11 protein-coding genes and 2 riboswitches are annotated in these 11,579 nt (G+C 62.9%); of the genes, 7 read left to right on the top strand and 4 right to left on the bottom strand.

The features are described 5' to 3' along the window. The first annotated feature begins 6 nt into the window (after window positions 1-6). From FHW96_RS00410 to gcvPB, 6 genes are all read left to right on the top strand, one after another. Window positions 7-312, top strand: coding sequence for a hypothetical protein (locus tag FHW96_RS00410; RefSeq protein WP_172338595.1), 306 nt, complete (start codon window positions 7-9; stop codon window positions 310-312). A 258-nt stretch (window positions 313-570) separates the two neighbouring features. Continuing rightward, on the top strand, window positions 571-1,731 hold the full coding sequence (locus FHW96_RS00405) for a deoxyguanosinetriphosphate triphosphohydrolase (protein ID WP_172338594.1): 1,161 nt from the start codon (window positions 571-573) through the stop codon (window positions 1,729-1,731). 103 nt (window positions 1,732-1,834) lie between these two features. Next, window positions 1,835-1,935: riboswitch (glycine riboswitch) on the top strand. Continuing rightward, window positions 1,936-2,052, top strand: a riboswitch (glycine riboswitch). A 34-nt stretch (window positions 2,053-2,086) separates the two neighbouring features. Beyond that, complete coding sequence (gene gcvT / locus FHW96_RS00400) at window positions 2,087-3,274, top strand: glycine cleavage system aminomethyltransferase GcvT (RefSeq protein ID WP_371815600.1); 1,188 nt, start codon at window positions 2,087-2,089, stop codon at window positions 3,272-3,274. Next, the gene (gene gcvH / locus FHW96_RS00395; RefSeq protein WP_172338593.1) at window positions 3,271-3,642 is read left to right on the top strand and encodes a glycine cleavage system protein GcvH; all 372 of its coding nucleotides are present in this window, start codon (window positions 3,271-3,273) and stop codon (window positions 3,640-3,642) included. Before gcvT ends, gcvH begins: the two co-directional genes overlap by 4 nt. A gap of 6 nt (window positions 3,643-3,648) precedes the next feature. Next, on the top strand, window positions 3,649-5,004 hold the full coding sequence (gene gcvPA, locus FHW96_RS00390; protein WP_172338592.1) for an aminomethyl-transferring glycine dehydrogenase subunit GcvPA: 1,356 nt from the start codon (window positions 3,649-3,651) through the stop codon (window positions 5,002-5,004). Further along, on the top strand, window positions 5,004-6,557 hold the full coding sequence (gene gcvPB, locus FHW96_RS00385; RefSeq protein ID WP_172338591.1) for an aminomethyl-transferring glycine dehydrogenase subunit GcvPB: 1,554 nt from the start codon (window positions 5,004-5,006) through the stop codon (window positions 6,555-6,557). Before gcvPA ends, gcvPB begins: the two co-directional genes overlap by 1 nt. A 62-nt stretch (window positions 6,558-6,619) precedes the next feature. On the opposite strand, the gene FHW96_RS00380 is transcribed toward gcvPB, so the two are convergent. Together FHW96_RS00380 and FHW96_RS00375 are read right to left on the bottom strand one after the other, a co-directional pair. After that, window positions 6,620-7,540, bottom strand: a complete 921-nt coding sequence (locus FHW96_RS00380; RefSeq protein ID WP_371815599.1) for a DMT family transporter — start codon at window positions 7,538-7,540, stop codon at window positions 6,620-6,622. A 79-nt stretch (window positions 7,541-7,619) separates the two neighbouring features. Beyond that, complete coding sequence (locus FHW96_RS00375) at window positions 7,620-9,137, bottom strand: CpaF family protein (protein ID WP_172338590.1); 1,518 nt, start codon at window positions 9,135-9,137, stop codon at window positions 7,620-7,622. A gap of 113 nt (window positions 9,138-9,250) precedes the next feature. Between FHW96_RS00375 and FHW96_RS00370 the strand changes: the two genes are divergently transcribed. Further along, entirely contained in the window at window positions 9,251-9,592 is a 342-nt protein-coding gene (locus tag FHW96_RS00370; protein ID WP_172338589.1) for an HNH endonuclease, read from the top strand. 264 nt (window positions 9,593-9,856) lie between these two features. On the opposite strand, the gene FHW96_RS00365 is transcribed toward FHW96_RS00370, so the two are convergent. Next, window positions 9,857-10,114: an ATP synthase F1 subunit epsilon gene (locus FHW96_RS00365; RefSeq protein ID WP_168605224.1), complete on the bottom strand. Its 258-nt coding sequence runs from the start codon at window positions 10,112-10,114 to the stop codon at window positions 9,857-9,859. 3 nt (window positions 10,115-10,117) lie between these two features. Then, entirely contained in the window at window positions 10,118-11,554 is a 1,437-nt protein-coding gene (gene atpD, locus FHW96_RS00360; protein ID WP_172338588.1) for a F0F1 ATP synthase subunit beta, read from the bottom strand. Between the last annotated feature and the right edge of the window lie 25 nt (window positions 11,555-11,579).

The raw sequence follows: 11,579 nt of genomic DNA, 5'->3' as shown, positions 1-11,579 counted from the left end.
CTGATAATGCGTAAAGTTCTGACAGCTCTTGCCCTTACCCTCGCCCTTTCGGGCTGTGTTCAGGGGATCGCCCGTGGCCGGGTGAAATCCGCTCTGGTGGGGGCGGGGCTGTCCGAACCGGTTTCGGCCTGCATGGCCGAGCATATGGTGGATAAGCTGACCATCAGCCAGTTGCGGCAGTTGGAGGCGCTGCAAGGCCCCAAGCGGTCGCTGTTCGATTATGTGATGGCGGTGCGCCGGATTCAGGACCCTGAGGTTATTCGGGTGACGGCGGCGGCGGCTGGTTTGTGCATGAGCGGGTGGGAAAGATAAGGTTTGCCTCCGGCGGGCAAAGGGTCTCGACCCTTTACAATCCCATTTTTGGGGTGGTGCGATATTCGCCGGTAGGGGGGTGATTTAAAGCCTGCGGCGTGGTGAGGTTGTCCCTATCCGCGCAGCAGGCTTTTCATTTCCACGCCGCGTCCAGCACCCGCCGCCGGAACCTCACGCACAACAAAGACAGTAATGGGAGCGCGAGGGACAAGTCCCTCGCACCTTTCCTTTTCCTTCTCCCTCCGCTACTTCCTCCCCATGCCTCTATCCCCCCTGGCCTGCGACCCATCGCAAACCCTTGGTCGTGAATTCGCGCTCGAAGGCTCGATCGCCCGCGGCCCGCGCAGCCCCTATCAGCGCGACCGCGACCGGATCATCCACTCGATTGCGTTTCGGCGCTTGCGGCACAAGACGCAGGTTTTTGTCGCCCCCGATGGCGATCACTACCGGGTCCGCCTCACGCACAGCCTTGAGGTGGCCCAGATCGGCCGCGTGATCGCGCGTGTGCTGGGGCTGGACGAGGATCTGACCGAGGCGCTCTGTCTTGCCCATGATATCGGCCACCCGCCCTTTGGCCACAGCGGCGAGGATGCGCTGGACGAGGCGCTGAAAGAGCAGGGCGGCTGGGACCACAATGCCAATACTTTGCGCACGCTGATGCGTCTGGAAAGCCCCTATTGCGAGCATGAGGGGTTGAACCTGACGTGGGAGACGCTGGAGGGGCTGGCCAAGCATAACGGGCCGGTGCGCAGCCCCAACTGGGCGCTGGCCGAACTGGACGCGGCCTATCCGCTGCATCTGGGCGAATGGTCCTGCCTTGAGGCGCAGGTGGCCGCGATTGCCGATGATATTGCCTATGACAATCACGACATTGACGATGGTCTGCGCGCCGGTTTCCTGCATCTCGACGATCTGCTGACCCAGCCCTTCGTGGCCGAGCAATGGCGCGCGGTTGAGGCCAAACACCCCAGCGCCCCCCATGACCGCAAGCTGCGTGAGCTGGTGCGCAGCCAGATAGGCATCATGGTCAATGACGTGATTGCCGAAACGCAAAGCCGCACGCAGGGCATGGCCGGCATTGTCGATATCCGCGCCGCATCCCGCGCCAGCGCCGCCTTCTCGCCCGCCATGGCCGAGGCCGAGCGGACCCTCAAGCGGTTCATGTATGACCGGCTCTATTACCATCCGGAGCAACTGGCCACGGCGGAAAAGGCGCATCAGGTCGTTTCGGGCCTGTTCGCCGCCTATCGCGAGGACCCCTCCCGCATGGGCGAGGCATGGGCCTCCCGCCTGCCGCAGGAAGAGCCGCAGCGCAGCCGCCATATTGCCGATTTCATCGCAGGCATGACCGACCGTTTCGCCATCGCGCAATACCGCATGATCCACGGCACAGCCCCCGAAGGATTGAGCAACGTCTGACCCCGATTGCGCCGGATTTATGGAGCGGATTACGTATTGGGGTAGAATTTCTGACAGGCTGTTTGACTTTTGCGCCGCAAAAAGAGATGGCGAATCTCAGTCGCTGAACGATGCGGGAGAGTTCGGGTGATTCGCAAGAATTATCCGGCGCCGAAGGAGCAACCGCCCCGGAATCTCTCAGGCAATAAGGACCGTGTCGGTCAATAGCGACGCTCTGGAAAGTGCAACTGGGCCATAGGGCGCAGGGGCCGCCGAAGGGGTAAATCTGCGCATTCCCATGCGCGGGCTAAGCTCTCAGGTTTCCGTGACAGAGGGGGCACCAGGACTGGTGCAACGCTGTGCGGAAGGCTGATTTGTGAGCGACACATACAATATTGACTCGGGCGACGAAGCCGAAACCCCCGAAACCCTCACGCTCCCTCTCGATGCCTGGCACCGCGCGCGCGGCGGTCGCATGGTCGAATTCGCCGGCTACTGGATGCCTGTCCAATATGAAGGCATCATGGGCGAACACCTGTGGACGCGCGAGAATGCGGGGCTTTTCGACGTCAGCCACATGGGCCAGTTGGTCGTGTCGAGCGAGGATGAAGATCAGCAGGACGCTGTCACCGCTCTTGAAGCGCTGATGCCCGCGGATCTCTCGATCCTGAAAGTTGGTCGCCAGCGCTATTCGCTGCTGCTCAATGAAACCGGCGGGATCATCGACGATCTGATGATCACGCGCTGGCCCGGTGGTTTCTTCCTGATCGTCAATGGCGCGACCAAGTGGGACGACATCGGCCATCTGCGCGAATTCCTGCCCGATGACATCACGCTGACTCACCGCGACGAATTCGCGCTGCTGGCCCTGCAAGGCCCCCGCGCTGCTGAGGCTTTGGCCTCCTTCGGCATCGCGCCCGCCCAGCCGCAGATCGTGCCCGTCGACCAGCTTTCCTTCATGCAGGCCGGTCCCTATGTGTGGAACGGCGTCGAACTGCATATCAGCCGCAGCGGCTATACCGGCGAAGATGGCTATGAAATCGCCGTGCCCGCCGAAAGCGCCGAGGCGCTGGCCGAGATGCTTTGCACCCACCCGGCGGTCAAGCCCATCGGCCTTGGCGCGCGCGACAGCTTGCGCATGGAGGCGGGCCTGCCGCTCTATGGTCATGATCTGAATGAAGAAATTGACCCCATCAGCGCGGGCCTCTCCTTCGCCATTTCCAAGCGTCGCCGCGCCGAAGGCGGCTTTCCCGGCGCCGACCGTATCCTGACCGGCCTGTCGCAGGGCACCGAAACAGTCCGCGTGGGCCTTAAGCTCTCGGGCCGTCAGGCCGCGCGCGAAGGCGCCGAGGTTTACCATGGCGAGGAAAAGGTCGGTGTCCTGACCTCGGGCGGTTTCGCGCCCAGCCTCGGCTGCCCCATCGCGATGGCCGATGTGCCCGCCGCCCTGGGCGAGCCCGGCACCGAACTCTTTATCGACGTGCGCGGCAAGAAGCTGCCTGCCACCGTCGCTGCCATGCCTTTCGTTCCCCATCGCTATTTCCGCAAAGGAGCCGCAAAATGACCCGTTATTTCACCAAGGACCACGAGTGGATCTCCGTTGACGGCGATGTGGCAACCGTCGGCATCACCGATTTCGCGCAGAACGCGCTGGGCGACATCACCTTTGTCGAAGTCCCCGAAGCGGGCAAACCCGTGAGCAAGGGCGACACCGCCGCTGTGGTCGACAGCGTGAAGGCCGCCAGCGACGTGTACGCCCCCGTCTCGGGCGAAGTGACCGAGGGCAACCCGGCTCTGGAAGAAGCCCCCGAACTCGTCAACACTTCGCCCGAGAGCGAAGGCTGGCTGTGGCGCATGAGCGTCTCGGACGCGGGCGAACTGGCCGATCTGATGGATGAGGCCGCTTACGCCGCCTATATTGCGGAGCTTTAATCGCCCATGCGCTATTTGCCTCTCACCCCGGCCGACCGCGCCACGATGCTGGCGCGGATCGGCGTGGACAATATTGATGCGCTGTTTTGCGATGTGCCCGCCGATGCTTTGCAGTCCGGGCCCATCGCGGGCCTTCCGGCCCACGCCAGCGAAATGGCTGTCGAACGCCACATGGGCCGCCTTGCCGGAGAAAACCTCTCGGCCGGGGCTGCGCCTTTCTTTCTGGGGGCCGGCGCGTATAAGCACCATATCCCGGCCAGCGTCGATCACCTGATCCAGCGCGGCGAGTTTCTGACCGCCTATACGCCCTATCAGCCCGAAATCGCCCAAGGCACGCTTCAGGTCCTGTTCGAGTTCCAGACGCAGGTGGCGCGTTTGCTGGGCACCGATATTGCGAACGCCAGCCTCTATGACGGCTCGACCGCCTGCTGGGAAGCGATCGCCATGGCGCATCGCGTGACCAAGCGGAAGAAGTCGATCCTGACGGGCGGGTTGCATCCGCATTATGTAGCTACCGCGCAGACCATGGCGCGTTTCACCGATGACGTGCTGGTGGCGCAGGCCCCGGTGCTGTCGGCGGACGCCGAGGATGCCGCGATCATTGCGGCCATCGACGGCGAAACCAGCGCGGTCGTGGTGCAATATCCCGACATTCTGGGCCGCATCCCCGATCTGGCCGCGATTTCGGCGGCGGCGCAGGCGCATGGCGCGCTGCTGATCGCTGTGGTGACCGAACCGGTTGCGCTGGGTCTGCTCGAAGCACCGGGTGCGCTGGGCGCGGATATCGTTGTGGGTGAGGGGCAGTCGCTGGGCGTTGGCCTGCAATTTGGCGGGCCGTATCTGGGCCTGTTCGGTTGCCGCGAAAAGTTCCTGCGCCAGATCCCCGGCCGCCTTTGCGGCGAAACGCTGGATGCCGAAGGACGGCGCAGCTTCGTGCTGACGCTCTCGACGCGCGAGCAGCATATCCGCCGCGAAAAGGCGACCAGCAATATCTGCACCAATTCAGGCCTTTGTGCGCTGGCTTTCAGCATTCATATGAGCCTTCTGGGCGGCGCTGGTCTGGAACGTCTGGCCCGTGTCAACCATGGCAAGGCGCAGGCTCTTTCTCAGGCTGTGGCGCAGGTTCCGGGCGTAACTGTCTTGAATGATGCCTATTTCAACGAATTCACTGTGATCCTGCCCAAGGATGCGCGAGAAGTCGTCGATGCCTTGGCGGCAAAGGACATTTTGGGCGGTGTGCCGCTGGGTCGTCTTTATTCGGAAAAGCCCGAACTGGCCAATGGCCTGCTGCTGACGGCAACGGAATGCACGAGCGATGAAGATATTGCGGCCCTTGTGGCGGCGCTGAAGGAGGTGCTGTGATGAACGCTCCCAACGCTTCGGGCTGGCGCCCGGAAATGGGCGAGGCGGGCGCCGTCCTGCCCGCCACGGTCAGCGGTGATCATGGCCTCAATCTTGAAGAAAAGCTGATCTTCGAACTGGCCGCGCCCGGCACCTATGGCGTCGATTTTGACGATGCCGATGTGGCTCCCGCACCCGCGCTGGGCAAGTTCCTGCGCAAGGCCGCGCCCGCTCTGCCGGGCCTGACCGAGCCGGAAGTGGTGCGCCATTACACGCGCCTCTCGCGTCAGAACTATGCCATTGATCTGGGGCCTTTCCCGCTCGGCTCCTGCACGATGAAGCACAATCCGCGCCTCAATGAAAAGGTCGCGCGGATGGCCGGTTTTGCCGACGTTCACCCGTTGCAGCCGACGCAGACGGTGCAGGGCGCCTTGAAGGTCATCACGCAACTGGCCGACTGGCTGATGGCGCTGACGGGCATGCCCGCTGTGGCCATGACGCCCAAGGCGGGCGCGCATGGCGAGCTTTGCGGGCTGCTCTGCATCCGCGCCGCGCTGACCGCGCACGGTGAGGAACGTCCGGTCGTGCTGGTGCCCGAAAGCGCGCATGGCACGAACCCGGCCACTGCCGCCTTTGCCGGTTTCCGCGTGGAAAATATCCCCGCGACCGAGGATGGCCGTGTGGATGTGGCTGCGCTGACCGCGCGTTTGGGTCCGGACATTGCAGGCGTGATGATCACCAACCCCAACACCTGCGGGTTGTTCGAGCGCGATCTCAAGACGATCTCGGACGCGGTTCACGCAGCGGGCGGCTATGTCTATTGCGACGGCGCCAACTTCAACGCCATCGTCGGCAAGGTGCGCCCCGGCGACCTTGGCATCGATGCGATGCATATCAACCTGCACAAGACCTTTTCGACGCCCCATGGCGGCGGTGGTCCGGGTTCGGGTCCGGTGGTGCTGTCGGCGGCGCTGGCTCCGTTTGCGCCTCTGCCCTTCGCCACGCTCGATGCCGATGGCATCGCGCATCTGGTCGAAGAGGGCGATGCGCATGATCACGGCCACCCCAACAGCTTTGGCCGCATGACCGCGTTCCATGGCCAGATGGGCATGTTCACCCGCGCGCTGACCTATATCCTCAGCCACGGCGCGGACGGTCTGCGTCAGGTGTCCGAGGACGCGGTGCTCAACGCCAATTACATCCTGCGCGAGCTGGAAGATGTGCTGGACGCGCCCTTTGCCGCCTATGGCCCCTGCATGCATGAGGCGCTGTTCAGCGACAATGGCATGGCCGAGGGCTTCTCGACGCTGGATCTTGCCAAGGGTCTGATCGACGAGGGTTTCCACCCGATGACGGTCTATTTCCCGCTGGTGGTTCATGGCGCGATGCTGGTCGAGCCCACCGAAACCGAGAGCAAGGCGGGCACCGACCGTCTGATCGCCTCGATGCGCTCGCTGGCCGAGCGTGGGCGGGCAGGGGATGTGACGTTGAAAAGCGCACCACACTATACACCGCGTCGCCGCGTTGATGAAACGCTGGCGGCGCGCAAGCCCAAGCTGGTCTGGAAGGACTAAGCTATAGGGTCGCAGGAGGGGGCCGCCGCGTTTCGCGTGGCGGCCCTTTTTCTATGCCCGCTTCAGGCGGCTTCGCGGGCGGCCTTGATGCGGCCCTCTTTAACCCGGCGATGTTCGCGCAGGGCGATCATCATCCCCGCCGCCACGATCAGTGGCGCCCCGGCCCAGGTATGTGCGGGCGGCAATTGGTCAAAGATCGTCCAGCCATAGATCGTCGTCCAGATCAGCGTGGCATAATCCATCACCAGCACGCTAGCCGCCGAACCATAGCGCAGTGCCGCCGTCAGCAGCACCTGCGCCAGCGCGCCCACCACGCCCATCGCGATGATTTCGGTCCAGAGCGCGGGCGAATGCGGCGTCATATACCACAGCATCGTCGGGGTCAGCAGCAGCGTGCCGAACAGCGCGAAGTAGAAGACTACCGCAATCGGCGTCTCGGTGCTGGTCAGATCGCGGATTTGCAGGCTGATGACCGCCACCAGAAAACCAGAGCAAAGCCCTGCCGCCAACCCCAGCGGCGAAATGCCCCCTGCAATCGAGGCGCCATCGCCCGGCGCGGTGATGATCAGCACCCCGCCAAAGCCAAGCGCCACCGCCATCCAGCGCAGCCGTCCCGGCGGCGATTTATAGACAATCGCCGTCAGCAGCACCGCGAAAAGCGGCGTGGTAAAGCCCAACACGGTGGCCACGGGCAGGGGCAGCAGCACCTGGGCGCCAAACAGGCAAACCATGCCGATCGATCCGGTGATCGTGCGCAAAGCATGGGTTTTCAGCCGCCGAGTATAGAGCGAGAACAGCCGCCCTCGCGCCGCCAGCCATCCGCCCAGCAGAGGCAGCGTTAATGCCTGACGCCAGAACATGATTTCGGGCAGAGCCACGCCGCGCTGATGCAGCAGCTTGACCATCATATAAAGCGTGGCCAGCGCGAGCGTGGCGGCAAGGCGCAGGGCCAGCGCCAGAAAGGGGCGTTGATGTTGAGGCACGCGCGGCCCTTAACCCATCGGGGCCGATTGTTGCACCGCTATTTTGCGCATCGCGCGATGCCGCGCCCGCATCAGCCTGTCAGAGGCATGCCTCAAGGAAGGTCTGGTCAAAGCCGAACTGGCGCGCTTTTTCCAGCGTATAGGGACGCAGGCCCGAAGAGCGCCATTCGCCGATGATCTTGCCATCGTCAGTTTCGTCCAGATATTCGAATTTGAACAATTCCTGCGTCACGATGACGTCGCCTTCCATCCCAATCACTTCGGTGATGTTGGTGGTGCGGCGGCTGCCGTCGCGCAGGCGCTTGACCTGAACGATCAGATCGACGCTTTCTGCGATCTGGCGGCTGATGGCTTCCTTGGGGATCTTGATGTCGCCCATCAGGATCATGTTTTCCATACGGCCAAGGCATTCACGCGGACTGTTGGCGTGGAGCGTACACATCGAGCCGTCATGGCCGGTGTTCATCGCGGCCAGCAGGTCGAAGCACTCCGCGCCGCGAATTTCGCCCAGGATGATGCGGTCAGGCCGCATACGCAGGGCGTTTTTCACAAGGTCGCCAATGGTGATCGCGCCTTGCCCTTCAAGGTTGGGCGGGCGGGTTTCGAGCGGCAGCCAGTGCGGCTGTTGCAGGCGAAGTTCGGCCGCGTCTTCGATGGTCAGCACGCGCTCGCCCGGATCGATCATTTTCGACAGGGCGTTGAGCATGGTCGTCTTGCCCGAACCCGTGCCGCCCGAAATCACGATGTTCATCCGGCATGCGCCCGCGATTTTCAGCGCGGTAGCCATCCGGTCATTCATCGAGCCGAAATCGCGCAGCATGTCGATCGTGATCGGCTTTTCGGAAAACTTACGGATTGAGATCGCCGTGCCGCGCAAAGACAGCGGCGGCACGATCACGTTGACACGGCTGCCGTCCTTCAGGCGGGCGTCGGCCAGCGGGGTGGTCTGGTCAACGCGGCGACCGACCTGATTGACGATGCGCTGGGCAATCTGGAACAGATGCTGTTCGTCGCGGAAACGGATCGTTGAAAGGGTCAGCTTGCCCTTCTTTTCGATATAGGTCTGGTCCGGGCCATTCACCATGATATCGGACACGTCGGGATCGTTGAGCAATTCCTCCAGCGGACCAAAGCCCAGCAATTCGTCGATCAGTACCTTTTCCAGCGCGAATTGCTCGCGCCGGTTGAGCGTGATTTTCAGCTCGGCCAGCACTTCCATGATGATCGGACGGAATTCTTCGGCCAACTCATCCTTGGTCAGCGTGGCGGCGGCTTCCGGGTCCACGCGCTCCAGCAGGCGGGGCAGCACCTGCTCCTTGATCTTGTGAACGCTGGCCTCAAAACCTTCGGCCTGACGGGTGCCTTCGACGGTCGAGTTCATCCGCTCGGCAAGGCGCGCCATCGCATCGCCACCCTTGCTGTCCATCGACATCTCGGTATCGGCGGGCAAAGGCGGAAACTGATCCCCGCCCGAAGGGGGCGGCGGCGGCGCGCCGGTCGGCAATCCATCGGCCCGCATCGGGCGCGCTACGCCGAACTGCGGTCTTGCCCCAGCGCCGAAGCTGCCGGGGCCAGTGCGTCGACCGAATGCGCTCATCGTCGTCCATTCCTTCACATACCGCACAGATGTCGCATGCGACCGTTTGGGAATGCGATCCGCCTGTGCCAATTGAGCAAGGTGAATAGAGTGGAAACTTTGAGGATTTGCTAATGGCCAAGCGCCGATCAAGGGCAAATACCGATTATGACGATCCGAATGAGGCGTTGGTGTCCCCACCGGCGCCCTCTTGCTGGCTGTGCGAAAGGCCGCTGGGGCAAAGGGTCGAATGGCACCACCCGGTCCCCAAATCGCGCGGCGGACGCAGCGTGGTCGGCGTCCATCCGATCTGCCACCGGGCGCTGCATGCCAATTTCACCAATGCCGAACTGGCGCGCATCGGCGAGGATGTCGCGATGTTGCGCGGGCATGAGGTTTTGGTGCGGTTTCTGAACTGGGTGGCGGGAAAGGACCCAGATTTTCATGCGCCGACTGCGCGGAGGGGGAGGGGGTAAGGTTTGCCTCCGGCGCGGTGATGTTGTGCCGCTTGGCGCCGCAGGCTTTTAGAATTTCAACATGGCCTCCGATGCGCTTTAGCCGAACCCGATGCATAACAACGACAGTAACGGGATTGCAAAGGGACTAGTCCCTTTGCCCGCCGGAGGCACCTGGCCCAAAAGGGAAAGGGCCGGAAAAAGGCGCTAACCCTTTTCCGACCCCTAAACTGTTATCCGTCAAAGTGTACCGGCTAGGCCATCAGCCTCGCCGATCACCAACGATCAACCAACCAGCTTTTCGGCCAGCACGGTCAGACCCTTGGGCGTCACTTCGGCGAAACCGCCGGCGATGGCGATTTCTTCCGGAGCCGCGTTTTCGCTTTTGTACACTTTCACGGTGCCATCGGCGATGGTCGAGAGGAAAGGCGCATGGCCTTCCAGCACGCCGAACTCGCCTTCCGAACCGGGGACGACCACCATGTGGACTTCCTCGGAACGAACCAGCTTTGCAGGCGTGACGAGTTCGAAATGCAGCGCCATGGCTTAGGCAGCCTCAGCCAGCTTCTTGGCCTTGGCGACCGCTTCTTCGATGCCGCCGACCATGTAGAAGGCCGCTTCGGGCAGGTGGTCATATTCACCGTCGACCACAGCCTTGAACGACTTGACGGTGTCTTCGACCTGCACAAACTTGCCGCTGATGCCGGTGAAGACTTCGGCCACGTGGAAGGGCTGCGACAGGAAGCGCTGGATCTTGCGGGCGCGGGCGACGGTGAGCTTATCTTCTTCCGAAAGCTCGTCCATGCCCAGGATCGCGATGATGTCCTGCAGCGACTTGTACTTCTGCAGCGTTTCTTGAACGCGGCGGGCGGTTTCGTAGTGCTCCTGACCGACAACGGCGGGCGTCAGCACGCGCGAGGTCGAGTCGAGCGGATCGACCGCCGGATAGATGCCGAGTTCCGAAATCGCGCGGTTCAGCGTGGTCGTTGCGTCCAAGTGGGCGAACGAGGTGGCGGGAGCCGGGTCGGTAAGGTCGTCGGCGGGAACGTAAATGGCCTGAACCGAGGTGATCGAACCCTTGGTGGTCGAGGTGATGCGTTCCTGAAGGGCGCCCATGTCGGTCGACAGGGTGGGCTGATAGCCCACGGCCGAAGGAATACGGCCCAGCAGAGCCGACACTTCCGAACCAGCCTGCGTGAAGCGGAAGATGTTGTCCACGAAGAACAGCACGTCCTGGCCTTCCTGATCGCGGAAATATTCCGCCATGGTCAGGCCCGAGAGAGCCACACGAGCACGCGCGCCCGGCGGTTCGTTCATCTGGCCGAACACCAGAGCAACCTTCGAGCCATCCGGGGTCGGATTGCCGTCGGCGTCCTTGGCGATAACGCCGGCGTCGAGGAATTCGTGGTAAAGGTCGTTACCTTCGCGGGTGCGTTCACCCACGCCCGCGAACACCGACACGCCGCCGTGGCCCTTGGCGATGTTGTTGATCAGTTCCTGAATGAGAACCGTCTTGCCCACGCCCGCGCCGCCGAACAGACCGATCTTACCACCGCGAGCATAGGGAGCGAGCAAGTCGATCACCTTGATGCCGGTGACCAGAATGGCCGCTTCGGTCGACTGGTCGATGAATTCGGGAGCCTTGGCGTGGATCGGCGCAACCTGTTCGGCGCCAACCGGGCCACGTTCGTCGATCGGTTCGCCGATGACGTTCATAATGCGGCCCAGCGTCTTGGGGCCGACCGGCACCGAGATCTGCGCGCCGGTGCTGGTCACGGTCTGGCCGCGGGTAAGACCCTCGGTTGCGTCCATGGCGATGGTGCGGACGGTGTTTTCGCCAAGGTGCTGAGCAACTTCGAGAACCAGGCGGTTGCCGTTGTTGTCGGTTTCCAGAGCGGTCAGAATCGCCGGGAGTTCCCCGTCGAAGGCAACGTCGACGACGGCGCCGATAACCTGGGCAATTTTGCCAGTGCTGGTGGACATGGGTTTCTTCCTTGCCTGCTGTGTC

The sequence above is a fragment of the Novosphingobium sp. SG751A genome (genome assembly GCF_013149295.1).
GTDB lineage: Bacteria > Pseudomonadota > Alphaproteobacteria > Sphingomonadales > Sphingomonadaceae > Novosphingobium.
The sequence above is the reverse complement of the archived record's forward strand: the minus strand, read 5'-3'. Positions and strand labels throughout refer to the sequence as shown.